This is a genomic window from Cupriavidus sp. FW306-01-F10A (genome assembly GCF_058782785.1).
The window spans coordinates 121563-147317 of sequence record NZ_JBYSYA010000002.1 but is presented as its reverse complement, the minus strand read 5'-3'; the positions used below and the strand labels follow the sequence as shown (position 1 = coordinate 147317).

Sequence of the window (25755 nt, the reverse complement as noted above, 5' to 3'; positions counted from 1 at the left end):
GGCGATCGGTGCGATCGGTAAATCGGGGGGCAGGCTAGCGATTATAAGCAATCGGCCCGGCCACCCCATCCGGCATCCCCGGCGAGTGACGGATCAGCCCGCCAGCGCCCGCACCCAGCGCACCACGTGCGGCCCGGCGATGGCGACCCAGGTGCCGCCGCACAGCACCAGCGCCAGCATTACCGCGGCGCTGCCGAAATCCTTGGCGCGCTTGGACAGGCTGTGCCGCTCCAGCGAAATGCGGTCGATCGCCGCCTCGACGCTGGAATTGAGCAACTCGACGATCAGCACCACCAGCAGCGTGCCCAGCAGCAGGATGCGCTCGACCACGTCCACCGGCAGCAGGAATGCCCACGGCGCCAGGATTACCACCAGCGTCAGCTCCTGGCGGAACGCGCTTTCCTCGAGCACCGCATAGCGCAGCCCCGACAGCGAATTGATGGCCGCATGCCAGGCGCGCGTCAGGCCGCGGTTGCCCTTGTGGGGGTTCTGCTCGATCGAATAGTCAGCGCTCTGGATTGCCTGCGGCGGCCTCTGCAGAGGCGGGTCGGACGGCAGTTCCGGATGGGGTTTGGACATGGTTTTGCGGGGCGGGTTGGGCCGCTGCGCTGTCGCGGCCTGGCTTGCCGGCAGCGAACGGCCGAAGATGGGCCAGGAACTGCTCGGAGGCGGCGCGCCACGAGAACCGCTCGGCGTGGGCACGGGCCGTGGCGCGGTCGATGCGCAGCGCTTCCAGGCAGGCTTCGCGCAGGTCTTCGTGCATCGCGCCGGCGGGGCTGTCGCCCAGCACATCGATCGGGCCGGTGACCGGATAGGCGGCCACGGGCAGCCCGCTGGCCAGCGCTTCCAGCAGCACCAGCCCGAAGGTGTCGGTGCGGCTCGGGAACACGAACACATCAGCCGAAGCATACACCCGGGCCAGCTCGGGCTGGCTCAGCACGCCCAGGTAGTTGGCGCCCGGATAGCGCGCGCGCAGCGCCGGCAGCGCCGGGCCGTCGCCGACCACCCACTTGGAGCCGGGCAGGTCCAGCGCCAGGAAGGCCTCGACGTTCTTTTCCACCGCCACGCGGCCCACGTACAGGAAGATCGGGTGGGCGGTGTTGAGCACGTTGGGGCGCTGCAGCGTGAACACGTCCAGGTCCACGCCGCGCGTCCACAGCACGGCGTTGGTGATGCCATAGTGCCGCAGGTCGTCAAGCACCACCGGGGTGGGCGCCATCACCGCCTGGGCCGGGCCGTGGAACCAGCGCAGGAAGCGGTACGTCCACGCCAGCGGGATGCCGAAGCGTGCCTGCACGTATTCCGGAAAGCGCGTGTGATAGGCCGTGGTGAAGGGCAGCCGGCGGCGGAGCGCGTGGCGCCGCGCGGCCAGGCCCAGCGGCCCTTCGGTGGCGATATGCAGGGCATCCGGAGCGAAGGCCTCGATGCGGCGCTGCACGCGCGCCGCCGGGAACAGCGACAGGCGGATCTCGGGGTAGGTCGGGCACGGCACGGTGCGGAATTCCAGCGGCGTGATCATGTCGACCGTGTGGCCCATGGCCTCGAGTTCGCGGCGCGTGGACTTGAGCGTGCGCACCACGCCGTTGACCTGCGGTTCCCAGGCATCGGTGACGATCAGGATCTTCATGCAGCCTCCTCGGGCGCGGTGGAAGGGCAATGCGGTTGGGGCAAACGGTGGCAGGCCGGGATCAGCCCGCCACGGCGGCGCGGCGACGGCGGCGCGTGGCCGGGGCCGGCGCGTCCAGCAGCGTGGTCCAGTAGACGATCTTCAGCTCGCCTTCCATGGTCTCGACCAGTGCCGACAGGCTTTCGACCCAGTCGCCGTCGTTGCAGTAGAGCTGGCCATTGACCTCGCGGATCTCGGCCTTGTGGATATGGCCGCAGACCACGCCATCGCAGCCGCGGCGGCGCGCTTCATCGACCATCGCGCTCTCGAAGGCGCCGATGTAGTTGACCGCGTTCTTGACCTGGTGCTTGAGGAACTGCGACAGCGACCAGTAGGGGAAGCCCAGGCGCGCGCGCAGCCGGTTGAAGTGGCGGTTCAGCGCCAGGATCACCGTGTACAGCGAATCGCCGAGGTAGGCCAGCCAGCGCGCGTGCTGCACCACGCCGTCGAACAGGTCGCCGTGCACCACCCACAGCCGGCGCCCGGTGGCGGTGACGTGCACGGCTTCTTCGCGCACGGTGATGTCGCCAAAGGCCATCCCGTCGAACTGGCGCGCGGCCTCGTCGTGGTTGCCGGGAACGTAGATCACTTCAGTGCCCTTGCGCGCCTTGCGCAGCAGCTTCTGCACCACGTCGTTGTGGCTTTGCGGCCAGTACCAGCCGCGGCGCAGCTGCCAGCCGTCGATGATGTCGCCGACCAGGTAGAGCTGGTCGGACTCGTTGTGCTTGAGGAAGTCCAGCAGGTAGTTGGCCTGGCAGCCGGGCGTGCCCAGGTGGATGTCCGACAGCCAGATGGCGCGGTAGCGCTGGATCGGGTGCGGCTCGGGCGGGTAGGTCTGCTGCTGTTCGCGCTGGGGCGCCAGCGCGGCATCCAGGGCCGGCGCCATGAAGGCGGTCAGCGGCGCGGCGCTGTCGCTGTCAGGGCTGCGGCGCAGCCATTGCGTCAGTTGCGCGGTCTTCGACAAATACCCGCGGGCAGATCGGATTGCTTGCACCATGGCTGTCCCGGTTGCGGCGATGGCTGCATTCAGCCAGCCCGCGATGACGGTGCCGTGACGGAAACATGACTGACATATGAATCGTGGCGGAAGTGGAACAGTCCTGGCTGGCGCAGGTGTCAGTGCCCGCGGGCGGACAGCTCGGCCAGTGCGTCCAGCACCGCACGCACCGCGGCGGGATGGCGCAGCAGCGTGACATGACCGATGCCGGCCAGCGCAATATGCCCGGCGCCGTCGAGCCAGCCGGTGCAAGGCGGCCCGGCGATCGAGTCATGCCAGCTGAAGATCGAGATCATGCGCGCGCGGCGGCGCGGGGTTTCCGCGGCGGCGAGCGCGCGCAGCCAGGGGCTGCCGCAACGCATCTGGCGCGCATTGGGGCCGCCGCCAAAGCGCGCCAGCGCGCTGCCGTGGTGGGGGCTGCCCAGCGTCACCACGCCGGCGCAGACGTCTTCGTCGCCCGCCAGCTGCAGCGCGGCGCGCGCGGCCAGCCCGCCCATGCTGTGGCAGACCAGCAGCGGCGGGCGTCCGGCCTCGGCTGTGATGCGCCGCATGGCGGCCAGCAGCGTGCGGGCGTAGTCGTCGATGTCGCCGAACACCGGCTTGAGCTCGATCCCCTCGCAGCGGTAGCCGGCGGCGGCCAGTGCCGGCTGCATGTCGAGCCAGATGGCCTGCCCGCAGGCGTAGCCGTGCACCAGCAGCACCGGCGGGGCGTCGCGGCCAGGCAGGGCGTCAAGCGGTGCGGCATAAGGAGCGTGCGCGCGGAACGGCTGCAGCCAGTCGAACATGCGCAGCACGGCCACGCACTCGGCCGCAAAGCAGCGCAACGCCTCAGGCAGGCGCAGCGGCCGGCGCGTGGCGGCGAGTTCAAGCGGTGGTGCGGGCGGGTGATTGCCGCGCCCGACCCACAGGCCGCGCCCGCTCAGGGCGAAGGCGAAGGCAATGCCGCTGGCGAAGCTGCCGAGGATGGCCGCCACGCCGGCGGCGACCGCGCCGGGCCATGGCCAGCCGGCCAGTTGCACCAGCCCGGTGGCGATGCCCAGCGCGGCGGCCGCCTGCAAGGTCACCGCAAGGCGGCGGATGCCGGCGGCCGACAGGCTCATGGCTTGGGCGGGCGCAGGTCGGTCAGCCGCGTGCCGGCCAGGCGGTCGTGCAGGAACTGGCGGCGCGGATCCAGCCACGCCAGCAGGACCCAGACCAGCAGGCCGGCGCACAGCACCGCTACGAACGGCCCCTTGACCAGCCCCAGCATATGGCCGACTGCCGCCGATGGCGGCAGCCACAGCCATGCCAGCACGTAGCGCAGCGCCGCCTGCGGCCAGCGCGGCGGCACGCCGGCGGCGTTCTCGACGCGCATGCGCCAGGTCTGCATGGCCAGGGTCTGGCCGTTGCGTTGCCAGAACCAGGTGAAATACAGGCCCATCACCAGGAAGCTCCACACCTGGATCACGAGCGGCCCGTCCACGCCAAGCTTCTGCAGCAGCGGTTGCACCAGCAGGTAGGCAGCGGTCGAGGCGCTCAGCACGCCGAACAGCAGCACGCCCTCATAGAGCATGCAGGCGATGCGTCGGCGCAAGGGCGGGGCGGCGGGGCGGGCGGCTGCGGCGGGGTTGGGATCGAGGGTGGCAGCGGGCATGGAAGGCGAAGAAGGCTGGGCTGGCGCACGGGGGCATGGCGGTGCCGGCGCGGGTCAGTCGGGGCCGGCCTTGCTGCGCTGGCCGGCGTGAGACGGCCATTATGCCAAATGACGTGGGGATTACTGGCGCACGGTGGCGTCGGAAGCCGCGGCCGCTTCGGTGGCGGCCTCGGCTGCGGATGCCGGTGCGGCGAGCGCTGCCGGTGCCGAAGCAGCCGGCGCCGCGGCGGCGGTCACGGCCGCGGGCGCGGAGGCCGGTTGCGCCTGGGCTTCGCTGGCGGGCATGCCGGCAGCGTGGCCACTGCGACCCGCTGCGGCGCTGGCCGCTTTCGGCTCGCGGTGGAACTGGCGGCTGGTGTCGCTGGGCAGGCGCTTGCCGCTGGGCAGCGCGCTGACAGCGCCGGGGCGGCGCGGCACATGGTCGGTGGCGGCCAGCTTCTTTTTCTGCTCTTCAGGCAGCTGCTGGTACTTGTCCCAGGCCTCGGCCTTTTTCTCGGCCGGCAGCGAGCGGGTGATCTGGTAGTTCTCGCGCGCCAGCCGGCGTTGCTGCGGGGTCATCTTGACCCATTCCGCCATGCGAGCCTGCAGCCGGGCCTGCTCGGCCGGGGAGAACTTGGGGTAGCGCTCGGCGATGCGCAGCCATTTGTGGCGGTTCAGTTCCGGCAGGCTGTCCCACAGCGGCTGCAGCGGGGCCAGGATGCGCTGGTTGACCGGGCTCAGATCGGCCCAGGCCGGCCGGGCATTGGTTGCCTGCGCGGCCGCAGGCGCTGTCACCGCCGAAGCCCCCTGGGCATGCGCCGCGGGCGGCAGCAGGCCCCAGCAGGCGGCTGCGCCGGCACCGGCCAGCAGCGCGGCCAGCCGGCGGCGCAAGGCGTCGGGGTGGAATATTGCGCGCGCCATGCTATTGCCCGCGCTTCAGGAATACGTGGAAGCCCTCGTCGGCGTAGGCCGTGGGCGGCAGATCGTCGAGCAGCATGGCGGCGTCGATATCGGCCAGTTCCTCGATGCGCTTCTGCTCCTGCCAGTGATAGATGCCGATCAGGCCGGCGGCCAGCGCCACCAGCGTCCAGATCAGGCCAAGGCGGCGCAGCCAGGCGCCGGCGCGGTGCAGCGGGGAGCTGTCTTCATCAAACAGCGGGACGTGCGTGCCGGACATGGCCAGTTGCGGGACCAGCACGGGCGCCTCGGCCTTCTTGCGGGCGACCGCCATCCGGCGCGCAGCGGCGAGCCGTTCGGTGATGTCGGCCGGCAGGTCGTCGGTGCCGGCATCAAGTGCCGCCCGAATCTCTTGCGCAAACCGGCGTTCGCGGATTTCTTTTTCGTTTCTGCTCATAGTCGGACCCCCCGTGCGCGCAGGGCCTGCGCAAGTGTATGCGTGGCACGGGAACAGTGCGTCTTGACGCTGCCTTCGGAGCACCCCATTACGGCGGCGGTTTCGGCGACGTCCATATCTTCCCAGTAACGCATCAGGAATGCCTCGCGTTGACGCGTCGGCAGGCGCTGGATTTCCTGCTCGATGATGTGCATGACCTGGGCGCGCTCGACCTTGTCGGCGCTGCTTTCGGCCGATGCAGAGCCAGCCTGTGCCTCCAGCGTCTCAAGCAGGTCATTGTCGTCGCCTTCGCGGTCGTCGCGCAGGCTGGAAAACAGCGAGACCCAGGTGTTGCGCACCTTCTGGCGGCGGAACCAGTCGTGGATGGTGTTCTGCAGGATGCGCTGGAACAGCGGCGCCAGCTCGGCGGCGTCTTTGTCTCCGTACTTCTCGGCCAGCTTGATCATGGCGTCCTGGACAATGTCCAGCGCGGCGTCGTCGTCGCGGACCGCAAATACGGCCTGCTTGAAGGCGCGGCGCTCGACGCTGGCAAGAAAATCGGACAGTTCCTGGTCGGTGGCCATTCAGGCGGTTGCGGCTCGTTGCTGCGGGACAAATGCCCGGTTCTGGTGAATGTGCTGCGTACGGCCCGTGGCACATTCGAGGTGCTGCGATGCTAGCAAAAAAACGACCCCCTGTACCACTTTGTATTGCTGCAAATACATTGCGGCGCGCAAAAGATCCGCCGCACTCGGGAAAATCCCTCATGCGCAGGGCAAAAACAACCGTAGACCGCGCTGGTGCATTGCAGTATCATCGTCGGTTCACACGACATCAGTGGTTGTCTCATCCGGCCGCTTATGAGGCGGTCTTCCATGCAGACGCGCACCGCTTGAACCCGAGCCACAAGCCCGGCAGAGAGCATCCAAACAATTTTTTGCCGAAAATTGCAAAGGACTGAAATGAACATGCCCAGCGCGGAATTCTCCCACGCAGACAGCAATTCATCTGCCGCACCCGAAATGATCGGGGCGGAAATTCTCGTTCACGCACTTGCCGAAGAAGGCGTCGAGTACGTCTGGGGCTACCCCGGCGGCGCAGTGCTGTATATCTACGACGAGCTCCACAAGCAAACCAAGTTCGAGCACATCCTGGTGCGCCACGAGCAGGCCGCGGTCCATGCCGCAGACGGCTATGCACGGGCAACCGGCAAGGTGGGCGTGGCGCTGGTGACCTCCGGTCCCGGCGTGACCAATGCCGTCACCGGCATTGCCACCGCGTACCTCGACTCGATCCCGATGGTGGTGATCACCGGCAACGTGCCGACCCACGCCATTGGCCAGGACGCCTTCCAGGAGTGCGACACCGTCGGCATTACCCGCCCGATCGTCAAGCACAACTTCCTGGTGAAGGACGTGCGTGATCTCGCCTCGACCATCAAGAAGGCGTTCTTCATTGCCGCGACCGGCCGTCCGGGCCCGGTGGTGGTGGACATCCCCAAGGATGTCTCGCGCAATGCCTGCAAGTACGAGTACCCCAAGTCGATCGACATGCGCTCGTACAACCCGGTGAACAAGGGCCACTCGGGCCAGATCCGCAAGGCCGTGGCCCTGCTGCAAGGTGCCGAGCGTCCGTATATCTACACCGGCGGCGGCGTGGTGCTGGCCAATGCCAGCGACGAGCTGCGCCAGCTGGCGGCGCTGACCGGCCACCCGGTGACCAACACGCTGATGGGCCTGGGCGCGTTCCCCGGCACCAGCAAGCAGTTCGTCGGCATGCTCGGCATGCACGGCACGTATGAAGCCAACATGGCCATGCAGAACTGCGACGTGCTGATCGCCATCGGTGCCCGCTTCGACGACCGCGTGATCGGCAACCCGGCGCACTTCACCTCGCAGGCGCGCAAGATCATCCATATCGACATCGATCCGTCGTCGATCTCCAAGCGCGTCAAGGTCGACATCCCCATCGTCGGCAACGTCAAGGACGTGCTGCAGGAACTGATCGCCCAGCTCAAGGCCAGCGACATCAAGCCCAAGCGCGAAGCGCTCGCCAAATGGTGGGAGCAGATCGAGCAATGGCGTTCGGTGGACTGCCTGAAGTACGACCGCAGCTCCGAGATCATCAAGCCGCAGTACGTGGTGGAAAAGATCTGGGAACTGACCAAGGGCGATGCCTTCATCTGCTCCGACGTCGGCCAGCACCAGATGTGGGCCGCGCAGTTCTACAAGTTCGACGAGCCGCGCCGCTGGATCAATTCCGGCGGCCTGGGCACGATGGGCGTGGGCCTGCCGTACGCGATGGGCATCAAGAAGGCGTTCCCGGAGAAGGAAGTCGTCACCATCACCGGTGAAGGCTCGATCCAGATGTGCATCCAGGAACTGTCGACCTGCTTGCAGTACGACACCCCGGTGAAGATCTGCTCGCTCAACAATGGCTACCTGGGCATGGTGCGCCAGTGGCAGGAAATCGAGTACGACAATCGCTACTCGCACTCCTACATGGACGCGCTGCCCGATTTCGTCAAGCTGGCCGAGGCCTACGGGCACGTCGGCATGCGCGTCGAGAAGACGTCGGACGTCGAGCCGGCGCTGCGCGAGGCGTTCCGCCTGAAGGACCGTACCGTGTTCCTGGACTTCCAGACCGATCCCACCGAAAACGTCTGGCCGATGGTCCAGGCGGGCAAGGGCATTTCCGAAATGCTGCTCGGCGCGGAGGACCTGTAATGCGTCACATCATTTCGGTCCTGCTGGAAAACGAACCGGGCGCGCTGTCGCGCGTGGTGGGCCTGTTCTCGGCCCGCGGCTATAACATCGAGACGCTGACCGTGGCACCCACCGAGGATGCCTCGCTGTCGCGCATGACCATTGTCACCTCCGGCTCGGATGATGTGATCGAGCAGATCACCAAGCACCTGAACCGCCTGGTGGAAGTGGTCAAGGTGGTCGACCTGACCGAAGGCGCGCACATCGAACGCGAGCTGATGCTCGTCAAGGTGCGCGCGGTGGGCAAGGAGCGCGAGGAAATGAAGCGCACCGCCGACATCTTCCGCGGCCGCATCATCGATGTCACCGAGAAGACCTACACCATCGAGCTGACCGGCAACGGCGTCAAGCTCGATGCGTTCCTGGACGCCATCGACCGCACCGCCATCCTCGAGACCGTCCGTACCGGCGGCTCGGGCATCGGCCGCGGCGAGCGCATCCTGAAGGTCTGACCGGGCCCCGGCTCACCCATACGGCTTCACGCAGCATCCCCGGGGCGGCGCGATCCGGACGCACACGATGCGTCCGAGGATGCCGCCCCCCTCATACAAAAGACAGAGATTGAAGGAATCATCATGAAAGTGTTTTACGACAAGGACGCCGACCTCTCCCTGATCAAGGGCAAGAACGTCACCATCATCGGCTATGGCTCGCAGGGCCATGCCCACGCGCTGAACCTGAAGGATTCGGGCGTCAATGTGACGGTCGGCCTGCGCAAGAGCGGCGCGTCGTGGAACAAGGCTGCCAACGCCGGCCTGCAAGTGAAGGAAGTGGCCGAGGCCGTCAAGGGTGCCGACGTGGTCATGATCCTGCTGCCGGACGAGCAGATCGCCGACGTGTACAAGAACGAAGTGCACGACAACATCAAGGAAGGCGCGGCGCTGGCCTTCGCCCACGGCTTCAACGTGCACTACGGTGCCGTGATCCCGCGCGCCGACCTGGACGTGATCATGATCGCGCCGAAGGCCCCGGGCCACACCGTGCGCGCCACGTACACGCAAGGTGGCGGCGTGCCGCACCTGATCGCCGTGCACCAGAACAAGTCCGGCGCCGCCCGTGACATCGCGCTGTCGTACGCCACCGCCAACGGCGGCGGCCGTGCCGGCATCATCGAGACCAACTTCCGCGAAGAAACCGAAACCGACCTGTTCGGCGAGCAGGCCGTGCTGTGCGGCGGTACCGTCGAGCTGATCAAGGCTGGCTTCGAAACCCTGGTGGAAGCCGGCTACGCGCCGGAAATGGCCTACTTCGAGTGCCTGCATGAACTGAAGCTGATCGTCGACCTGATCTACGAAGGCGGCATCGCCAACATGAACTACTCGATCTCCAACAACGCGGAATATGGTGAGTACGTCACTGGCCCGCGCGTGGTGACCGAAGAGACCAAGAAGGCGATGAAGCAGTGCCTGACCGACATCCAGACCGGCGAGTACGCCAAGAGCTTCCTGCTGGAGAACAAGGCCGGCGCCCCGACGCTGATCTCGCGCCGCCGCCTGACGGCCGAGCACCAGATCGAGGAAGTGGGTGCCAAGCTGCGCGCGATGATGCCGTGGATCGCCAAGAACAAGATGGTCGACCAGTCGAAGAACTAAGCTGCATCGCTGTCTGATGGCCCGCGCCGCACGGCGGCGGGCCGAAGCCGTTCAGCGTTCCGTGCCACGCCCTTCTATTATCAGAGGGGAGTCGCGGGACCTGAACGGCTTTTTGTTATGCTTGTCAGACTTTGGGCAAGGCGTGCATTATCCTGCTCCGCGACCACGGGGGCGCCGCCCGATGGTGGCTATCGCCGCCGCCGCGCCGCCTTGCCATGGTCTTGTATCCACCGACACCTGTACTGCATGAACTACCCTCATCCGCTGATCGCCCGTGAAGGCTGGCCGTTCCTGGCCGGCGCCTTTGTCATCTCGCTGCTGGTGCACGCCAGCGCGGGCTTCTGGTGGGCGTTGCCGTTGTGGATCATCACGGTATTCGTGCTCCAGTTCTTCCGCGATCCGCCGCGCCCGATCCCGTCGCAACCCAACGCCGTGCTGGCCCCAGCGGACGGCCGCATCGTCGTGGTCGAAAAGACCCAGGACCCGTACGCCGGCCGCGAGGCGCTGAAGATCAGCGTCTTCATGAACGTCTTCAACGTGCACTCGAACCGGGTCTCGGTCGACGGCGCGGTCGAGAAGGTCGAATATTTCCCCGGCAAGTTCGTCAACGCCGACATGGACAAGGCCTCGGTCGAGAACGAGCGCAATGCCGTGCTGATCCGGCGCGCTGCGGACGGCCAGCTGGTGACGCTGGTGCAGGTGGCCGGCCTGGTGGCCCGCCGCATCCTGTGCTACACCAAGGTGGGCGACAACCTCGCGCGCGGCCAGCGCTACGGCTTTATCCGCTTCGGCTCGCGCGTGGACGTCTACCTGCCGCTCGATGCGCGCCCGCGCGTGACCATCGGCGAGAAGGTATCGGCCTCGTCGACCATCCTCGCCGAACTCGACGTGAAGTGAGCGACAGCCTGACCGGAGGACTGTGATGGTTGCCTTCCATCGACGTAACAAGCGCAGCAGCAGCGGCAACGTGACCCACCTGCGGCCGTTCCGCCATAACCAGCTGCGCGGCGCCGACGATGACTTCGACGACGAAACCGCCGACGACCACGACATCGTCTACCAGCGTCCGCGCCGGCGCGGCATCTACCTGCTGCCCAACGCGTTCACCACCGCGGCGCTGTTCGCGGGTTTCTTCGCCATCGTCCAGGCCATGAACATGCGCTTCGATGCGGCGGCCATTGCCATCTTCGCGGCGATGGTGCTGGACGGCATGGACGGGCGCGTGGCGCGCATCACCAATACGCAGAGTGCGTTTGGCGAGCAGTATGACTCGCTGTCGGACATGACCTCTTTCGGGGTTGCGCCGGCGCTGGTGATGTATGAGTGGATCCTGCATGACCTGGGCAAGTGGGGGTGGATCGCAGCCTTTGTCTACTGCACCTGCGCGGCGCTGCGCCTGGCGCGCTTCAACGCCAACATCGGCGTGGTAGACAAGCGCTTCTTCCAAGGCCTGCCCAGCCCGGCCGCCGCCGCGCTGGTCGCGGGCTTCGTCTGGCTGGTGATCGACAACAAGCTGCCGGTCAAGGAGCTGTGGATGCCGTGGGTGGCGTTCGGCATCACGCTGTACGCCGGCCTGTCGATGGTGTCCAACGCGCCGTTCTACAGCGGCAAGGCGCTTGACGTTCGCTACCGCGTGCCGTTCGGCATGATGGTGCTGGTCCTGGTGCTGTTCGTGGTGGTGTCCACCGATCCGCCGGTGGCGCTGTTCGGCCTGTTCGTGGCCTATGCGATCTCGGGCTATGTGCTATGGGCCTGGCGGGCGATGCACGGCAAGCCGGCCATCGAGAAGAAGCAGCGCGAGAACGGCGCCAAGGCTTCATAGACGCTTCAGGCAGAAGGGCGCTCAGGCGCCCTTCATGCATTTCCGGATTCACAATTGTTTTCATGCCGCGGCCATCGAGGCGTGGCACTCTGCAGTGTTTTCCACTCACCGTCAGGAGGATGTCATGGGCATGTTCGACTTCATCAAGGAAGCGGGAGAAAAGCTGTTCGGCACGGGCGAGGCCAAGGCCGCGCAAGAGGCCGCCGCGGCGGATGCGTCGGCGGAGAAGGTCGATGCCGCCAATCGCGCCGCGGGCGATGCGATCGAGGGCTACATCAGGAAGATGGGCCTGGATGCCACCGGGCTGATGGTGCAGGTGGACGGCTCGCAGGGGCTGGTCACGGTGTTCGGCGTGGCACCGGACCAGGCCACGCGCGAGAAGATCATCCTGTGCGCCGGCAACGTCGAGGGCGTGGACAAGGTCGAGGACAAGATGTCGGTCAACGTCGAATCCGCGGAATCGAGCTGGCATACCGTGGTCAAGGGCGACACGCTGTGGGCGATCTCCCAGGCTGCTTACGGCAACGGTGCCGAGTACAACAAGATCTTCGAGGCCAACAAGCCGATGCTGAGCCACCCGGACAAGATCTACCCGGGCCAGAAGCTGCGCATTCCGCCCAAGGGCTGATCCGTGCCGCTGGCGCGTCCGGGCAATATGGGCTAAACCCTGTATTGCACGGGCGCGCCAACTCGGCTATAGTCGCTGGCATGATTTCGCGCCAAGTCCTAATCGCCCGCACCACCCTAGGTGGCCTACTAGGCCATCAGGTCGGGACGCGCGCGCGCTAAGGACGGACTTACCCCTTAGCGCGACATCCGCAAGGAATTTTTCCAACGCCCCGGCCTGCTCCATGCACGCCGGGGCGTTTTGCATTCCACAGCCGTGGAGCGCGGAACAGGCGGTAGGCCCCGGACGCAGCATGCCGGGGACAGCACACGACAAGCAATCAGGAGCTCCACAAAATGTCTGACAAACTCATCATTTTCGACACCACCTTGCGTGACGGCGAGCAGTCGCCCGGCGCCTCGATGACCCGCGAGGAAAAGATCCGCATCGCACGCCAGCTGGAACGCCTGAAGGTCGATGTGATCGAGGCCGGTTTCGCGGCGAGCTCCAACGGCGACTTCGAGGCCATCCGCTCGATCGCGCAGGTGGTCAAGGACTCGACCATCTGCTCGCTGGCCCGAGCCAACGACAAGGACATTGCCCGCGCCGCCGAGGCGCTCAAGCCGGCCAACTCGTTCCGCATCCACACCTTCATCGCCACCTCCGCGCTGCACATGGAGAAGAAGCTGCGCATGACGCCGGACGAGGTGTACCAGCAGGCCCGCCTGGCGGTGCGCTTTGCGCGCCAGTTCACCGACGATATCGAGTTCTCGCCGGAAGACGGCAGCCGCTCGGACATGGACTTCCTGTGCCGCGTGCTGGAAGGCGTGATCGCCGAGGGGGCGACCACCATCAACCTGCCGGATACCGTGGGCTATGCCGTGCCGGAAGGCTACGCCGAGCTGATCCGCTCGGTGCGCGAGCGCATTCCCAACTCGGACAAGGCGATCTGGTCGGTGCACTGCCACAACGACCTGGGCATGGCCGTGGCCAACTCGCTGGCCGCCGTCAAGATGGCCGGCGCGCGCCAGATCGAATGCACCATCAACGGCCTGGGCGAGCGCGCCGGCAACACCAGCCTGGAAGAAGTGGTGATGGCGGTGAAGACCCGCCGCGACTATTTCGACCTCGATATCGGCGTGGATACCACGCAGATCGTGCCGGCCTCGAAGCTGGTGTCGCAGATCACCGGTTTCGTGGTGCAGCCGAACAAGGCCGTGGTGGGCGCCAATGCCTTCGCGCATGCCTCGGGCATCCACCAGGATGGCGTGCTCAAGGCGCGCGACACCTACGAGATCATGCGCGCGGAGGATGTGGGCTGGAGCGCCAACAAGATCGTGCTGGGCAAGCTGTCGGGCCGCAACGCCTTCAAGCAGCGCCTGCAGGAACTGGGCATCGAGCTCGAGAGCGAGACCGAAGTCAACGCCGCCTTCACCCGCTTCAAGGAACTGGCCGACCAGAAGGCCGAGATCTTCGACGAGGACATCGTCGCCATCGTCTCGAACGAGGCCCAGCACGATGCCAACGAGCACTTCCGCTTTATCTCGCTGTCGCAGCGCTCCGAGACCGGTGAGCGCCCGCATGCGCGCGTGGTGTTCAGCATGGACGGCCAGGAGCAGAGCGGCGAGGGCGAGGGCAACGGCCCGGTCGACGCCACCCTGCATGCGATTGAATCACGCGTGTCCAGCGGCGCAGAGATGGTGCTCTATTCGGTGAATGCCATCACCGGCGGCACCGAGGCCCAGGGCGAAGTCACCGTGCGCCTGTCCAAGGCCGGCCGCATCGTCAACGGCGTGGGCACCGACCCGGATATCGTCGCGGCCTCGGCCAAGGCTTACCTGGCAGCGCTGAACAAGCTGCACGACAAGGCTGTGCAGAAGATCAATCCGCAGATCTGACCGAGGCCCCTGCGTAGACGGCGGAAGGCTTACCCGGCCTGAGCGTCCGGACCAGGCCCGCCATTCCCGACCCGGGGATGGCGGGCTTTTTTCATGGCTCAGCGGCGGCGCTCGTCGGGGTCGTACATCGGGTCGGGCGTGATCTGGGTCTGGCGCAGGATGCCGGCGTCGTCGAAATAGAAGTGGTACAGCGACGGCCACACGTCTTCATGGCGGAAGCGGTAGGACCAGACCTCGCGCCGCATCAGTGGGTAGTACTCGACCGGCAGGCGCGTCATGCCGAAATGCTCGGCCACATCCTGCCTGGTCCAGGTGCCGACCTGCGCCTTGTACAGTTCCAGCGTGGACAGCACATTGCTGAAGCGGGTCAGGTTGCCGTTGCGGTCGAAGTCGGCGCCATAGGCGTACTGGCCTAGCGGCTGCTTGGTGTAGATCCAGCGCGAGGTACCGTCGCGCAGCTGGAACACATCGGTGGGCGGCCCGAACGCGGCCTGTACTGCGGCCTGCGGCTGGCCCACCAGCTTGGTGCCTTCCGGTACCGGCATCAGCGTGGTGCAGGCAGACAGCATGGCGGCGCCCAGCGCCAGCATGAGCCGGCGCGCGCCGTTGGCGATGACAGAATTCATGGCGAACCTCGGTCAATGCGTGGATGGTGAATACCGCAAGTGTAGTGCGGCCTCCGCGCTTGTGTGCGCCGGGCGCTGCTTTTCGGTGGATCTTCGCGCAACCTGGCGCTTTCCTCGCGGAAACGGCACCAATGATCGGGCCCGGTGGCATTTGCCCGCAACCGGTCGCTGCCGTACTATCCTGCGCTTTCCGGGAGAGAACATGAAGGTTGCGGGACGGTGGCGTGGATGGCTGGGCGGGTTGTTGCTGGCGGCCGCGGCGGGCGCGTCAGCTCAAGAGCCGATCCGGCTGGGCATGATCGACGGGTTGTCCGGCCCGTTTGCCAACGCAGGCGAAGCCGTGACGCGCAACCTGCGCCTGGCGATCGAGCGCATCAATGCGCGCGGCGGCGTGAAGACCGCAGAGGGTGCGCGGCCCATGGAGCTGGTCACCTTTGACAGCAAGGGCAATGTCGACGAGAGCCTGATCCAGTTGCGGGCCCTGACCGACAAGCGCATTCCCTTTGTCCTGCAGGGCAACAGCTCGGCCGTGGCCGGCGCGCTGGTGTCGGCCATCAACCGCCACAATGCGCGCCAGCCCGACGCGCGCGCGCTGTTCCTGAATTACTCGGCGGTCGATCCCAGCCTGACCAACGAGAACTGCAGCTTCTGGCATTTCCGCTTTGACGCCAGCGCCGATATGCGCATGCAGGCGCTGACCGAGGTGATCCGCCAGGACCAGGCCGTGCGCCGCGTCTACCTGATCGACCAGGACTACAGCTTCGGCCACCAGGTGTCGCGCTCGGCGCGCGAGATGCTGGCGGCGCGCCGGCCGGACATCCAGATCGTGGGCGACGAGTTCCACCCGATCGGCAAGATCAAGGACTTTGCGCCCTATATCGCCAAGATCAAGGCGAGCGGGGCGGACGCGGTCATCACCGGCAACTGGGGCAACGACCTGACGCTGATGGTCAAGGCCGCGCGCGAAGGCGGCCTGCAGGCCAAGTTCTACACCTTCTACGGCAATGGCCTGGGCGCGCCCGCGGCGATGGGCGATGCCGGCGTGGGCCGCGTGCTGGCGGTGGCCGAGTGGCACCCGAACGTGGGCGGGGCGGCGTCGGACGCGTTCTACCAGCAGTTCCGCGCGCGCTATCCGGAGCCGAAGGACGACTACGTGCACCTGCGCATGCAGATGATGGTGGAAATGCTGGCGCGCGCGATCGAGCAGGCCGGTTTCACCGATGCGGTCAAGGTGGCGCGCGCGCTCGAGAACATGCGCTACGTCAACCAGTTCCACGAGGCCACCGTGCGCGCCGACGACCACCAGGTGCTGCAGCCGCTGTACGTGTCCGTGATGGAGCGCCAGGGCGGGGCAGTGCGCTTCGACAACGAGGGCTCGGGTTATGGCTTCCGTACCGTGCGCAAGCTCAAGGCCGCGCAGACCACGCTGCCGACCACGTGCCGGATGGAGCGCCCCTGAGCGCCAGCGCGCCTGCGCGGGCCGCCCGGTATTCCTGCCGCGGCTTTTCGGCTATAATCCGCGGCTGTCGTTGCCTGGCCGTTGGCCCGGTGGCGGCGGTAGCCAGTCAAAACATGGCACGACGCATGCGGCGCATCCCGCGCTGTAGCGTTCGCAAGTGAAAGGAAATCATCATGGCAGTTGCCGATATCAACAAGTCCGAAGTCATCAAGCAGTTCGCACGTGGCGCCAACGACACTGGCAGCCCCGAAGTGCAAGTGGCCCTGCTGACCACCCGCATCAACGAACTGACCCCGCACTTCAAGGCCAACATGAAGGATCACCACAGCCGCCGCGGTCTGCTGCGCATGGTGAGCCGCCGTCGCCGCCTGCTGGACTACCTCAAGTCCAACGACGCCGACCGTTACCGCGCCCTGATCGAAAAGCTGGGCCTGCGCAAGTAAGGTTGCGCCCGATGGCAGCGCGATTCCAGGGTTTGCACGGTTTCGCGTGAGGCCTCGATGCCTGCTTCAGCAATGCTGGGGCAGGCATTTTGCATTTCTGGCGGGGTGAATCCGCCTTGTCCAGCGATGCAGGCAGATGATGGAGTGATTTTCGCTTCACGCCGCCCGGCGGACATTCTGATTCACCGGGCGCCCGTTGCAGCAAGCTGCGCAACGGAGTAAGTTGTTCTTTTTTCTGTTTTCAATACCCCGGACCGGCCAAAGAAACAGGGCTTTGTGTCATTCCAGCACGGCATCGGCAACGCCGGTGCCGCGCTGGAATGGCATAGCACTTCCCTGCGACTGCGACCGGCGACCCGGCAGTTTGCCTGCGGCTGAGAACGCAGGCGTCGCAGGCCGTGCGCGTGTTATTGCGTGATTGCGCGGCCTGCACGCAAGCCAAGGAATGCACATGTCCATGTTCAACAAGATCGTCAAGGAATTCCAGTGGGGCCAGCACACGGTCCGCATGGAAACCGGCGAAATCGCCCGCCAGGCCGGCGGTGCCGTGCTGGTCGATGTGGAAGACACCGTGGTGCTGGCGACCGTGGTCGCCGCCAAGAGCCCGAAGCCGGGCCAGGACTTCTTCCCGCTGACCGTCGACTACATCGAGAAGACCTACGCAGCCGGCAAGATCCCCGGCGGCTTCTTCAAGCGTGAAGGCCGTCCGTCGGAAAACGAGACCCTGACCTCGCGCCTGATCGACCGTCCGCTGCGCCCGCTGTTCCCGGAAGGCTTCTACAACGACGTCCAGGTGGTGATCCACGTGGTGTCGCTGAACCCGGAAGTGCCCGCTGACATTCCCGCGCTGATCGGCGCGTCGGCCGCGCTGGCCGTGTCGGGCATCCCGTTCAACGGCCCGGTTGGCGCCGCGCGCGTGGGCTACAAGGATGGCCAGTACCTGCTCAACCCGACCCGCTCGCAGCTCGCCACCTCGGACCTGGACCTGGTGGTCGCCGGTACCGAGCGCGCCGTGCTGATGGTGGAATCGGAAGCCAACCAGCTGTCGGAAGACGTCATGCTGGGCGCCGTGGTCTATGGCCATGAGCAAATGCAGATCGCGATCAACGCCATCCATGAGCTGGTGCGCGAAGGCGGCAAGCCCGAGTGGGACTGGGCCCCGGCCGCCAAGAACGAGCCGCTGATCGCCAAGGTCACCGAAGTTGCACTGCCGCTGCTGCAGGAAGCCTACCAGTTGCGCCAGAAGTCGGCCCGCAGCCAGAAGCTGAAGGAAGTAAACGCCAACGTGGCGGCCGCGCTGGCAGCCGCCGGCGTGGAAGCCGACAAGGTGGAAGTCGGCAACATCATGTTCGACCTGGAAGCCAAGATCGTGCGCGGCCAGGTGCTGGCCGGCGAGCCGCGTATCGACGGGCGCGACACCCGCACGGTGCGCCCGATCGAGATCCGCTCGTCGGTGCTGCCGCGCGCGCACGGCTCGGCGCTGTTCACCCGTGGTGAAACGCAGGCGCTGGTGGTGGCCACGCTCGGCACCAAGAGCGACGAGCAGATCATCGACGCACTGGCCGGCGAATACCGCGACCGCTTCATGCTCCACTACAACATGCCCCCGTTCGCCACCGGTGAAACCGGCCGCGTGGGCAGCCCGAAGCGCCGTGAAATCGGCCACGGCCGCCTGGCCAAGCGCGCGCTGATCCCGGTGCTGCCGAAGGACGATGAATTCGCCTACACCATCCGCCTGGTTTCGGAAATCACCGAATCCAACGGCTCGTCGTCGATGGCTTCGGTCTGCGGCGGCTGCCTGGCGCTGATGGACGCCGGCGTTCCGGTCAAGGCGCACGTGGCCGGCGTGGCCATGGGCCTGATCCTGGAAGGCAACAAGTTTGCCGTGCTGACCGACATCCTGGGCGATGAAGATCACCTGGGCGACATGGACTTCAAGGTGGCGGGTACCGACAACGGCATCACCGCGCTGCAGATGGACATCAAGGTCCAGGGCATCACCAAGGAGATCATGCAGGTCGCGCTGGCGCAGGCCCGTGAAGGCCGCCTGCACATCCTGCACAAGATGCAGGAAGCGATGGGCCACGCCCGCACCGAACTGTCGGCGCACGCTCCGCGCATGATCACCATGAAGATCCATCCGGACAAGATCCGCGAAGTGATCGGCAAGGGCGGCTCGACCATCCAGGCGCTGACCAAGGAAACCGGCACCACCATCGACATCCAGGAAGACGGCACGATCACGATCGCGTCGACCTCGACCGACGGCATGGCCGAAGCCAAGCGCCGCATCGAGGGCATCACCGCGGAAGCCGAAGTGGGCAAAATCTACGCCGGCACCGTGCTGAAGCTGCTGGACTTCGGCGCCATCGTCAACATCCTGCCGGGCAAGGATGGCCTGCTGCACATCTCGGAAATCGTCAACGAGCGTGTCAAGGACATCAAGGACTGGCTGAAGGAAGGCCAGCAAGTCCGCGTCAAGCTGATCCAGGCTGACGAGAAGGGCCGCCTGCGCCTGTCGCTGAAGGCCGCGCTGGCCGAAGAGGGCGGCAGCATCAGCCCGATCAACGCCGGCGAAGCCGCCGCGCCGGCGGCTCCGGCCGAAGGCTCGGAACAGCAGTAAAGCCAGCGGGGCAGGATTGCCCGCAGGTGCCGCCGCAAGGTGGCGCCGCCAAAAAAACGGCTGGACGATGTCCAGTCGTTTTTTTGTTTACACTGCCGGCAACCCTATCGAGCCAAGGCTCACACCGACCCTGGCGCGATGCATCGTCGACCCGCGCCAAGACAAGTACAAGGAGCAGAGCAGCATGCAAGCCATCGAAATCCGCGAATACGGTGCCCCCGAAGTCCTCCAGCTGACCGAGCGTCCCGACCCGGTTGCGGGTGCGGGCGAGGTCCTGATCCGCGTGGCTGCCGCCGGTGTCAACCGTCCGGACGTATTCCAGCGCACCGGCAACTACCCGGTGCCGCCGGGTGCTTCGGACCTGCCCGGCCTGGAAGTGGCGGGCGTGGTGGTGGGCGGCGACCTGTCGCATGCCGACAACCGCTTCGGCCTGAAGGTGGGCGACCGCGTCTGCGCGCTGGTGCAGGGCGGCGGCTACGCACAGCTGTGCACGGCGCCGCTGGCGCAGGTCCTGCCCGCGCCGCAAGGCCTGAGCGATATCGAGGCCGCGGCGCTGCCCGAGACCTTCTTCACCGTCTGGAGCAATGTGTTCGACCGCGGCTGCCTGGGCCAGGGCCCGCGCGGCAAGGATGAGACCCTGCTGATCCAGGGCGGCTCCAGCGGCATCGGCACGACCGCGATCCAGATCGCCAAGGCGCTGGGCTACAAGGTGTTCGTCACCGCCGGCACCGATGAGAAATGCAAGGCCTGCGAAGACCTGGGCGCCGACCGCGCGATCAACTACAAGACGCAGGACTTCGTCGCCGAGGTGTCGGCGCTGACCGGCGGCAACGGTGTCGACGTGATCCTCGACATGGTTGCCGGCCCGTACCTGGCGCGCGAGCTGAAGTGCATCGCCGACGATGGCCGCATCGTCATCATTGCGCTGCTGGGCGGCGCCAAGGCCGAGATCCCGCTGGGCGATATCCTGCGCCGGCGCATCACCGTGACCGGCTCCACGCTGCGTCCGCGCCCGGCATCGTTCAAGGGCAAGATTGCCGCGGCACTGCACGAGCAGGTGTGGCCGCTGCTGGCCGCCGGCAAGATCAAGCCGGTGATCCACGAGGTGTTCCCGGCCGCGCAGGCGGCCGATGCGCATCGCCTGATGGAGTCAAGCGAGCATATCGGCAAGATCGTGCTGACCTGGTAAGGCACATCGACCGTTGCATGTGGCCAATGCTGCCGCCCGCCGCCATCGGGCGGCGGTAGCGCCGTGCCCCCGCCACAAGCTACAATAGCGGGTTTGATTTGGGAGGGGCACTTCGTGAGACAAAAGCTCGTCATCGGCAATTGGAAGATGCATGGCAGTCTGGCTGCAAACGCGGCGCTGCTGGAGGGCATCAAGGCTGGCGCGGCCAAGGCGACGCTGGCGGTCTGCGCGCCGTTCCCCTATCTTGCACAATGCCAGGCGTTGCTGAATGGCTCGCAAGTGGCCTGGGGTGCACAAGATGTGTCGGCAGAGGCGCGCGGCGCCTTCACCGGTGAAGTCGCGGCATCGATGGTGGGTGAGTTTGGCTGCACTTATGTGCTGGTCGGCCACTCGGAGCGCCGCACCTATCATGGCGAAACCGACCAGACCGTGGCGGCGAAGGCGCTGCGCGCGCTGGAATTCGGCATCGTCCCGGTAGTCTGCGTGGGTGAAACCCTGGCCCAGCGCGACGCGGGCGAAACCGAAGCGGTGGTCGGCAGGCAGCTGCAGGCCGTGCTGGACGCGCTGACGGTGGAGCAGCTGAGCCGCGTGGTGCTGGCCTATGAGCCGGTCTGGGCGATCGGCACTGGCAAGACCGCCACCAGCGAGCAGGCGCAGGCGGTGCACGCGTTCCTGCGTGGCCAGGTTGCCGCGCGCGACGCGGGTGTGGCCGAGCGCATGGCCATCCTGTACGGCGGCAGCGTCAAGCCGGACAATGCGGCCGAACTGTTTTCCATGACCGATATCGACGGGGGCCTGATTGGCGGCGCCTCGCTGAAGTCGGAAGATTTTCTCGCGATCGGCAACGCCTGAATGCCGGCCGTTCCGATCGACCGATCAGGCAAGTAACCAGCCAGTAAGGCTTATCTAAATCAAATGGCAATCTTCAAGACTTTGTTGGTGGTGCTGCAGGTGTTGTCGGCGCTGGGCGTGATTGGCCTGGTGCTGATCCAGCATGGCAAGGGCGCCGATGTCGGCGCGGCATTCGGTTCGGGCGCCTCGGGCAGCCTGTTCGGTGCCACCGGCTCGGCAAACTTCCTGTCGCGCACCACCGCCGTGCTGGCCACGCTGTTCTTCGTCTGCACGCTGGCGCTAACGCTGCTGGGCAACTACAAGCCGGCTGCATCGCTGGGCGTGATGGGCGCGGCGCCGGCTTCGGCGCCCGCAGTGGCAGGTGCTTCGGCTCCCGCTGCAGCCCCGGCAGCGGCCGCTGATGCATCGGCGCCGGCAGCTCCCGCTGTACCGAAATAATCCGTAAGCCTTGCGGCGGATTCCTGAGTTTTTTTGCAGTTGTGCGTTGAACAAAGCAAGAAATCTAGGTTAGAATGCAAGGCTTGAAACGATTCCCCAGCGATGGGTTCCGAGCAAAGACGTAAGCCTCTGCAACGGACCTGAAGGGCCTGAAAACCCGGCGCCAGGCAATATTGTTTCTCCCCCAGCCGACGTGGTGAAATTGGTAGACACGCTATCTTGAGGGGGTAGTGGCGAAAGCTGTGCGAGTTCGAGTCTCGCCGTCGGCACCAAACAACTTGATCGGAGTCCCTGGCCGGGCAATGCACCCGAGCGTGGGGCTCCGGCAGTCCGCAAGGCGGCGCGCCATGAGGCTCATGGCTTAGCGCCTGGGGTGGGCAACAGGACGCCGCTTCAGCTGGTGCTGTTGACAACATTCCAGATAAGGCTGGCCGTACCTTGAATCTCGAAGCCTACTTCCCCGTTCTCATCTTCATCATCTTCGGTGTCGTGCTTGGCGTGGCGCTGATGTCGATCGGTCGGATCCTCGGTCCGAACAAGCCCGATCCCGCGAAGCTGTCGCCGTACGAGTGCGGCTTCGAAGCGTTCGAGGACGCGCGCATGAAGTTCGATGTGCGCTACTACCTCATCGCCATCCTGTTTATCCTGTTCGACCTCGAAACCGCCTTCCTGTTTCCGTGGGGTGTCGCCCTGCGCGATATCGGCTGGCCGGGTTTCATCGCCATGGGCGTGTTTCTGCTGGAATTCATCGTGGGCTTCGTCTACATCTGGAAAAAGGGCGCGCTCGATTGGGAGTGATGTGAAATGGCAATCGAAGGCGTTCTCAACGAAGGCTTTGTCACGACAACCGCTGACAAGCTGATCAACTGGACCCGCACCGGGTCGCTGTGGCCGATGACCTTCGGCCTGGCCTGCTGTGCCGTGGAAATGATGCATGCCGGCGCCGCGCGCTACGACATGGACCGCTTCGGCGTGATTTTCCGCCCGTCGCCGCGCCAGTCGGACGTGATGATCGTGGCCGGCACGCTGTGCAACAAGATGGCCCCCGCGCTGCGCAAGGTCTACGACCAGATGGCAGAACCGCGCTGGGTGATCTCGATGGGCTCGTGCGCCAATGGCGGCGGCTACTACCACTACTCGTACTCGGTGGTGCGTGGCTGCGACCGCATCGTGCCGGTGGATATCTACGTGCCGGGCTGCCCGCCGACGGCCGAGGCGCTGATCTACGGCGTGATCCAGCTGCAGAACAAGATCAAGCGCACCAACACCATCGCGCGCAAGGGCTGAAATGGCGAAGCTTGACATCCTGAAGGCCGCGCTCGAGAAAGCTCTCGGCAAGCGCGTGCAGAACCTGATCGAGGCGACCGGCGAACTGACGCTGATCGTCAAGGCCGACGACTACCTCGAAGTTGCCCGCATCCTGCGCGACGATCCGTCGCTGCGCTTCGAGCAGCTGATCGACCTGTGCGGCGTGGACTATTCCGAGTACGGCGACGGTGCCTGGGACGGCCTGCGCTTTGCCGCGGTTTCGCAGCTGCTGTCGATCACCCACAACTGGCGCCTGCGCGTGCGCGTGTTCGCCCCGGACGATGATTTCCCGGTGCTGCCGTCGCTGATCGACGTGTGGAACGGCGTCAACTGGTTCGAGCGTGAAGCCTTCGATTTCTACGGCATCGTGTTCGACGGCCATCCGGACCTGCGCCGCATCCTGACCGACTACGGTTTCGTCGGCCATCCGTTCCGCAAGGATTTCCCGGTTTCGGGCTTCGTCGAGATGCGCTACGACCCGGAGCAGAAGCGGGTCATCTACCAGCCGGTCACGATCGAGCCGCGCGAAATCACCCCGCGCGTGATCCGCGAGGACAACTACGGCGGCTTGCACTGATAACGCGCCATGGCAGATATCAAGAACTACACCCTGAACTTCGGCCCGCAACACCCGGCAGCGCACGGCGTGCTGCGCCTGGTGCTGGAGCTGGACGGCGAAGTCATCCAGCGCGCCGACCCCCATATCGGCCTGCTGCACCGTGCCACCGAGAAGCTGGCCGAGCAGAAGACCTGGATTCAGAGCGTGCCGTACATGGACCGACTCGACTATGTGTCGATGATGGTCAACGAGCACGCCTACGTGATGGCGATCGAGCGCCTGCTGGGCCTGGAAGTGCCGGTGCGCGCGCAGTACATCCGCGTGATGTTCGACGAGATCACCCGCCTGCTGAACCACCTGATGTGGATCGGCTCGCACGCGCTGGACGTGGGCGCGATGGCGGTGTTCCTGTACGCCTTCCGCGAGCGCGAGGACATGTTCGACATGTACGAGGCGGTGTCGGGCGCGCGCATGCACGCGGCCTACTACCGTCCGGGCGGCGTCTACCGCGACCTGCCTGACACGATGCCGCAATATCGTGCCTCCAAGGTACACAACGAGCGCGCGATCAAGGCCATGAACGAGGCGCGTTCGGGCTCGCTGCTGGACTTCATCGAGGACTTCACCAACCGGTTCCCGAAGTACGTCGACGAATACGAGACGCTGCTGACCGACAACCGGATCTGGAAGCAGCGCCTGGTGGATATCGGCGTGGTCAGCCCGGAACGTGCGCTGCAGATGGGCTTTACCGGCCCGATGCTGCGTGGCTCCGGCATCGAGTGGGACCTGCGCAAGAAGCAGCCGTACGAGGTGTACGACAAGCTGGACTTCGACGTGCCGGTGGGCGTGGGCGGCGACTGCTACGCGCGCTACCTGGTGCGCGTGGAAGAGATGCGCCAGTCCAACCGCATCATCAAGCAGTGCGTGGAATGGCTGCGCCGTAACCCGGGCCCGGTGATCACCGACAACCACAAGGTGGCGCCGCCCTCGCGCGTGGACATGAAGTCCAACATGGAAGAACTGATCCACCACTTCAAGCTGTTCACCGAAGGCATGCACGTGCCGGAAGGCGAAGCGTATGCAGCGGTGGAGCATCCGAAGGGCGAATTTGGCATCTACGCGATCTCGGACGGGGCCAACAAGCCGTACCGCCTGAAGATCCGTGCACCTGGTTTCCCCCACCTGGCCGCGCTCGACGAAATGGCCAAGGGACACATGATTGCTGACGCGGTAACGATCATCGGCACGCAAGACATCGTCTTCGGCGAGATCGACCGCTAATCACGGACCGCCGGCCCGGACGACGATCCGGGCGCTTTCCGCGGCGCTCCCCAAGGGGGAGCGGGCGGAAGACCCGCGGCGGACCGGTACGGCCTCAGGCCTGCCGGCGGAACGGGCAGCGACGGCTGCAAACCTGCGGAAGGGAACGCCCGGTGGCGCTGCCTGACGCCGTTTTACTGCAATGACCATGCTATCAGCAGAAGCTCTCAAGGAAATCGATCGCGCGATCGCGAAGTATCCGGCCGACCAGAAGCAGTCGGCCGTGATGGCGGCGCTTGCCGTGGCGCAGGGCGAGGTGGGCTGGGTTTCCCCCGAAGTCATGCAGTTCGTCGCCAACTACCTCGAGATGCCGCCCGTGTGGGTGGAAGAGGTGGCGACCTTCTACAACATGTATGACACCAAGCCGGTGGGCAAATTCAAGCTCGCCGTCTGCACCAACCTGCCGTGCGCCCTGTCGGGCGGCGAGCGGGCTGGCGAGTACCTGAAGCGCAAGCTCGGGATCGACTACAACGAGACCACCGCTGACGGCTGCTTCACCCTGAAAGAGGGCGAGTGCATGGGCGCTTGCGGCGACGCGCCGGTGATGATCGTCAACAACACCCGCATGTGCAGCTTCATGAGCGACGACAAGCTCGACGCGCTTGTCGACGAGCTCAAGAGCGAAGCCGCCAAGGGGGGCAAGTAA

The 25755-nt window shown here is 65.9% G+C and carries 27 protein-coding genes and 1 tRNA gene; 19 read left to right on the top strand and 9 right to left on the bottom strand.

From position 1 onward, the window contains the following. Positions 1-93 precede the first annotated feature (93 nt). The 8 genes from AC3WLF_RS03640 to AC3WLF_RS03605 all read right to left on the bottom strand — a co-directional run bounded on the left by AC3WLF_RS03640 (position 94) and on the right by AC3WLF_RS03605 (position 6192). Positions 94-579, bottom strand: coding sequence for a diacylglycerol kinase (locus AC3WLF_RS03640; protein ID WP_492320934.1), 486 nt, complete (start codon positions 577-579; stop codon positions 94-96). Beyond that, the gene (locus AC3WLF_RS03635; protein WP_492320933.1) at positions 506-1627 is read right to left on the bottom strand and encodes a glycosyltransferase family 4 protein; all 1122 of its coding nucleotides are present in this window, start codon (positions 1625-1627) and stop codon (positions 506-508) included. Before AC3WLF_RS03635 ends, AC3WLF_RS03640 begins: the two co-directional genes overlap by 74 nt. A 61-nt stretch (positions 1628-1688) precedes the next feature. After that, complete coding sequence (locus AC3WLF_RS03630; protein ID WP_492320932.1) at positions 1689-2663, bottom strand: UDP-2,3-diacylglucosamine diphosphatase; 975 nt, start codon at positions 2661-2663, stop codon at positions 1689-1691. Positions 2664-2782: 119 nt separating this feature from the next. Further along, a complete protein-coding gene (locus AC3WLF_RS03625) occupies positions 2783-3763 on the bottom strand; it encodes an esterase/lipase family protein (protein WP_492357844.1) in 981 nt (326 codons plus the stop codon). Further along, on the bottom strand, positions 3760-4296 hold the full coding sequence (locus AC3WLF_RS03620; protein WP_492320930.1) for an RDD family protein: 537 nt from the start codon (positions 4294-4296) through the stop codon (positions 3760-3762). The genes AC3WLF_RS03625 and AC3WLF_RS03620 overlap by 4 nt, the downstream gene beginning before the upstream one ends. A gap of 120 nt (positions 4297-4416) precedes the next feature. Next, complete coding sequence (locus tag AC3WLF_RS03615; RefSeq protein ID WP_492320929.1) at positions 4417-5196, bottom strand: DUF3106 domain-containing protein; 780 nt, start codon at positions 5194-5196, stop codon at positions 4417-4419. A gap of 1 nt (position 5197) precedes the next feature. Beyond that, positions 5198-5629 carry a DUF3619 family protein gene (locus AC3WLF_RS03610; protein ID WP_492357843.1) on the bottom strand — a complete coding sequence of 144 codons (432 nt, stop codon included), beginning with the start codon at positions 5627-5629 and terminating at the stop codon, positions 5198-5200. After that, positions 5626-6192: an RNA polymerase sigma factor gene (locus AC3WLF_RS03605; RefSeq protein ID WP_492320927.1), complete on the bottom strand. Its 567-nt coding sequence runs from the start codon at positions 6190-6192 to the stop codon at positions 5626-5628. Before AC3WLF_RS03605 ends, AC3WLF_RS03610 begins: the two co-directional genes overlap by 4 nt. Before the next feature lie 378 nt (positions 6193-6570). Between AC3WLF_RS03605 and AC3WLF_RS03600 the strand changes: the two genes are divergently transcribed. The 7 genes from AC3WLF_RS03600 (at position 6571) to AC3WLF_RS03570 (ending at position 14292) form a co-directional block, all read left to right on the top strand. Further along, positions 6571-8334 (top strand): acetolactate synthase 3 catalytic subunit, encoded by a 1764-nt coding sequence (locus tag AC3WLF_RS03600; RefSeq protein ID WP_492357842.1) that lies wholly within the window; start codon positions 6571-6573, stop codon positions 8332-8334. Beyond that, positions 8334-8825: an acetolactate synthase small subunit gene (gene ilvN / locus AC3WLF_RS03595; RefSeq protein ID WP_010809144.1), complete on the top strand. Its 492-nt coding sequence runs from the start codon at positions 8334-8336 to the stop codon at positions 8823-8825. The genes AC3WLF_RS03600 and ilvN overlap by 1 nt, the downstream gene beginning before the upstream one ends. A 123-nt stretch (positions 8826-8948) precedes the next feature. Then, positions 8949-9965 carry a ketol-acid reductoisomerase gene (gene ilvC, locus AC3WLF_RS03590; RefSeq protein WP_010809143.1) on the top strand — a complete coding sequence of 339 codons (1017 nt, stop codon included), beginning with the start codon at positions 8949-8951 and terminating at the stop codon, positions 9963-9965. A gap of 246 nt (positions 9966-10211) precedes the next feature. Beyond that, positions 10212-10862, top strand: coding sequence for a phosphatidylserine decarboxylase (locus tag AC3WLF_RS03585; protein ID WP_492320925.1), 651 nt, complete (start codon positions 10212-10214; stop codon positions 10860-10862). 25 nt (positions 10863-10887) lie between these two features. Continuing rightward, positions 10888-11787 carry a CDP-diacylglycerol--serine O-phosphatidyltransferase gene (gene pssA / locus AC3WLF_RS03580; protein ID WP_492320924.1) on the top strand — a complete coding sequence of 300 codons (900 nt, stop codon included), beginning with the start codon at positions 10888-10890 and terminating at the stop codon, positions 11785-11787. A 124-nt stretch (positions 11788-11911) separates the two neighbouring features. Continuing rightward, positions 11912-12415, top strand: a complete 504-nt coding sequence (lysM, locus tag AC3WLF_RS03575) for a peptidoglycan-binding protein LysM (RefSeq protein ID WP_010809140.1) — start codon at positions 11912-11914, stop codon at positions 12413-12415. Positions 12416-12750: 335 nt separating this feature from the next. Next, complete coding sequence (locus tag AC3WLF_RS03570) at positions 12751-14292, top strand: 2-isopropylmalate synthase (RefSeq protein WP_010809139.1); 1542 nt, start codon at positions 12751-12753, stop codon at positions 14290-14292. Between the two features lie 98 nt (positions 14293-14390). Here the strand turns inward: AC3WLF_RS03570 and AC3WLF_RS03565 are convergent, their stop codons facing one another. Then, positions 14391-14918, bottom strand: a complete 528-nt coding sequence (locus AC3WLF_RS03565; protein WP_492357028.1) for a hypothetical protein — start codon at positions 14916-14918, stop codon at positions 14391-14393. A 202-nt stretch (positions 14919-15120) separates the two neighbouring features. On the opposite strand from AC3WLF_RS03565, the gene AC3WLF_RS03560 reads away from it, so the two are divergent. The 12 genes from AC3WLF_RS03560 (at position 15121) to nuoE (ending at position 25755) form a co-directional block, all read left to right on the top strand. Beyond that, on the top strand, positions 15121-16377 hold the full coding sequence (locus AC3WLF_RS03560; RefSeq protein WP_492357841.1) for a branched-chain amino acid ABC transporter substrate-binding protein: 1257 nt from the start codon (positions 15121-15123) through the stop codon (positions 16375-16377). A 173-nt stretch (positions 16378-16550) separates the two neighbouring features. Continuing rightward, positions 16551-16820: a 30S ribosomal protein S15 gene (gene rpsO / locus AC3WLF_RS03555; protein ID WP_010809136.1), complete on the top strand. Its 270-nt coding sequence runs from the start codon at positions 16551-16553 to the stop codon at positions 16818-16820. A 451-nt stretch (positions 16821-17271) separates the two neighbouring features. Further along, the gene (pnp, locus tag AC3WLF_RS03550) at positions 17272-19443 is read left to right on the top strand and encodes a polyribonucleotide nucleotidyltransferase (protein ID WP_492320920.1); all 2172 of its coding nucleotides are present in this window, start codon (positions 17272-17274) and stop codon (positions 19441-19443) included. A 184-nt stretch (positions 19444-19627) separates the two neighbouring features. Continuing rightward, a complete protein-coding gene (locus tag AC3WLF_RS03545) occupies positions 19628-20632 on the top strand; it encodes an NAD(P)H-quinone oxidoreductase (RefSeq protein WP_492352033.1) in 1005 nt (334 codons plus the stop codon). A gap of 114 nt (positions 20633-20746) precedes the next feature. Then, a complete protein-coding gene (tpiA, locus tag AC3WLF_RS03540; RefSeq protein ID WP_492357840.1) occupies positions 20747-21484 on the top strand; it encodes a triose-phosphate isomerase in 738 nt (245 codons plus the stop codon). 63 nt (positions 21485-21547) lie between these two features. Then, on the top strand, positions 21548-21922 hold the full coding sequence (gene secG, locus AC3WLF_RS03535; protein ID WP_010809132.1) for a preprotein translocase subunit SecG: 375 nt from the start codon (positions 21548-21550) through the stop codon (positions 21920-21922). 187 nt (positions 21923-22109) lie between these two features. Further along, positions 22110-22194 (top strand) — tRNA-Leu (locus tag AC3WLF_RS03530). A gap of 166 nt (positions 22195-22360) precedes the next feature. Further along, positions 22361-22720, top strand: coding sequence for an NADH-quinone oxidoreductase subunit A (locus AC3WLF_RS03525; protein WP_010809131.1), 360 nt, complete (start codon positions 22361-22363; stop codon positions 22718-22720). A 6-nt stretch (positions 22721-22726) separates the two neighbouring features. Then, positions 22727-23209: a NuoB/complex I 20 kDa subunit family protein gene (locus AC3WLF_RS03520; protein WP_008643342.1), complete on the top strand. Its 483-nt coding sequence runs from the start codon at positions 22727-22729 to the stop codon at positions 23207-23209. Position 23210: 1 nt separating this feature from the next. Further along, positions 23211-23807: an NADH-quinone oxidoreductase subunit C gene (locus tag AC3WLF_RS03515; RefSeq protein ID WP_010809130.1), complete on the top strand. Its 597-nt coding sequence runs from the start codon at positions 23211-23213 to the stop codon at positions 23805-23807. Between the two features lie 9 nt (positions 23808-23816). Then, a complete protein-coding gene (locus AC3WLF_RS03510) occupies positions 23817-25070 on the top strand; it encodes an NADH-quinone oxidoreductase subunit D (RefSeq protein WP_492320917.1) in 1254 nt (417 codons plus the stop codon). 187 nt (positions 25071-25257) lie between these two features. Next, the gene (nuoE, locus tag AC3WLF_RS03505) at positions 25258-25755 is read left to right on the top strand and encodes an NADH-quinone oxidoreductase subunit NuoE (RefSeq protein ID WP_029044768.1); all 498 of its coding nucleotides are present in this window, start codon (positions 25258-25260) and stop codon (positions 25753-25755) included.

Coding starts and splice junctions, on each gene's coding strand:
- AC3WLF_RS03640 (WP_492320934.1), bottom strand. CDS start 579: ATGTCCAAACCCCATCCGGAACTGCCGTCCGACCCGCCTCTGCAGAGG.
- AC3WLF_RS03635 (WP_492320933.1), bottom strand. CDS start 1,627: ATGAAGATCCTGATCGTCACCGATGCCTGGGAACCGCAGGTCAACGGC.
- AC3WLF_RS03630 (WP_492320932.1), bottom strand. CDS start 2,663: ATGGTGCAAGCAATCCGATCTGCCCGCGGGTATTTGTCGAAGACCGCG.
- AC3WLF_RS03625 (WP_492357844.1), bottom strand. CDS start 3,763: ATGAGCCTGTCGGCCGCCGGCATCCGCCGCCTTGCGGTGACCTTGCAG.
- AC3WLF_RS03620 (WP_492320930.1), bottom strand. CDS start 4,296: ATGCCCGCTGCCACCCTCGATCCCAACCCCGCCGCAGCCGCCCGCCCC.
- AC3WLF_RS03615 (WP_492320929.1), bottom strand. CDS start 5,196: ATGGCGCGCGCAATATTCCACCCCGACGCCTTGCGCCGCCGGCTGGCC.
- AC3WLF_RS03610 (WP_492357843.1), bottom strand. CDS start 5,629: ATGAGCAGAAACGAAAAAGAAATCCGCGAACGCCGGTTTGCGCAAGAG.
- AC3WLF_RS03605 (WP_492320927.1), bottom strand. CDS start 6,192: ATGGCCACCGACCAGGAACTGTCCGATTTTCTTGCCAGCGTCGAGCGC.
- AC3WLF_RS03600 (WP_492357842.1), top strand. CDS start 6,571: ATGAACATGCCCAGCGCGGAATTCTCCCACGCAGACAGCAATTCATCT.
- ilvN (WP_010809144.1), top strand. CDS start 8,334: ATGCGTCACATCATTTCGGTCCTGCTGGAAAACGAACCGGGCGCGCTG.
- ilvC (WP_010809143.1), top strand. CDS start 8,949: ATGAAAGTGTTTTACGACAAGGACGCCGACCTCTCCCTGATCAAGGGC.
- AC3WLF_RS03585 (WP_492320925.1), top strand. CDS start 10,212: ATGAACTACCCTCATCCGCTGATCGCCCGTGAAGGCTGGCCGTTCCTG.
- pssA (WP_492320924.1), top strand. CDS start 10,888: ATGGTTGCCTTCCATCGACGTAACAAGCGCAGCAGCAGCGGCAACGTG.
- lysM (WP_010809140.1), top strand. CDS start 11,912: ATGGGCATGTTCGACTTCATCAAGGAAGCGGGAGAAAAGCTGTTCGGC.
- AC3WLF_RS03570 (WP_010809139.1), top strand. CDS start 12,751: ATGTCTGACAAACTCATCATTTTCGACACCACCTTGCGTGACGGCGAG.
- AC3WLF_RS03565 (WP_492357028.1), bottom strand. CDS start 14,918: ATGAATTCTGTCATCGCCAACGGCGCGCGCCGGCTCATGCTGGCGCTG.
- AC3WLF_RS03560 (WP_492357841.1), top strand. CDS start 15,121: ATGAAGGTTGCGGGACGGTGGCGTGGATGGCTGGGCGGGTTGTTGCTG.
- rpsO (WP_010809136.1), top strand. CDS start 16,551: ATGGCAGTTGCCGATATCAACAAGTCCGAAGTCATCAAGCAGTTCGCA.
- pnp (WP_492320920.1), top strand. CDS start 17,272: ATGTCCATGTTCAACAAGATCGTCAAGGAATTCCAGTGGGGCCAGCAC.
- AC3WLF_RS03545 (WP_492352033.1), top strand. CDS start 19,628: ATGCAAGCCATCGAAATCCGCGAATACGGTGCCCCCGAAGTCCTCCAG.
- secG (WP_010809132.1), top strand. CDS start 21,548: ATGGCAATCTTCAAGACTTTGTTGGTGGTGCTGCAGGTGTTGTCGGCG.
- AC3WLF_RS03520 (WP_008643342.1), top strand. CDS start 22,727: ATGGCAATCGAAGGCGTTCTCAACGAAGGCTTTGTCACGACAACCGCT.
- AC3WLF_RS03515 (WP_010809130.1), top strand. CDS start 23,211: ATGGCGAAGCTTGACATCCTGAAGGCCGCGCTCGAGAAAGCTCTCGGC.
- AC3WLF_RS03510 (WP_492320917.1), top strand. CDS start 23,817: ATGGCAGATATCAAGAACTACACCCTGAACTTCGGCCCGCAACACCCG.
- nuoE (WP_029044768.1), top strand. CDS start 25,258: ATGCTATCAGCAGAAGCTCTCAAGGAAATCGATCGCGCGATCGCGAAG.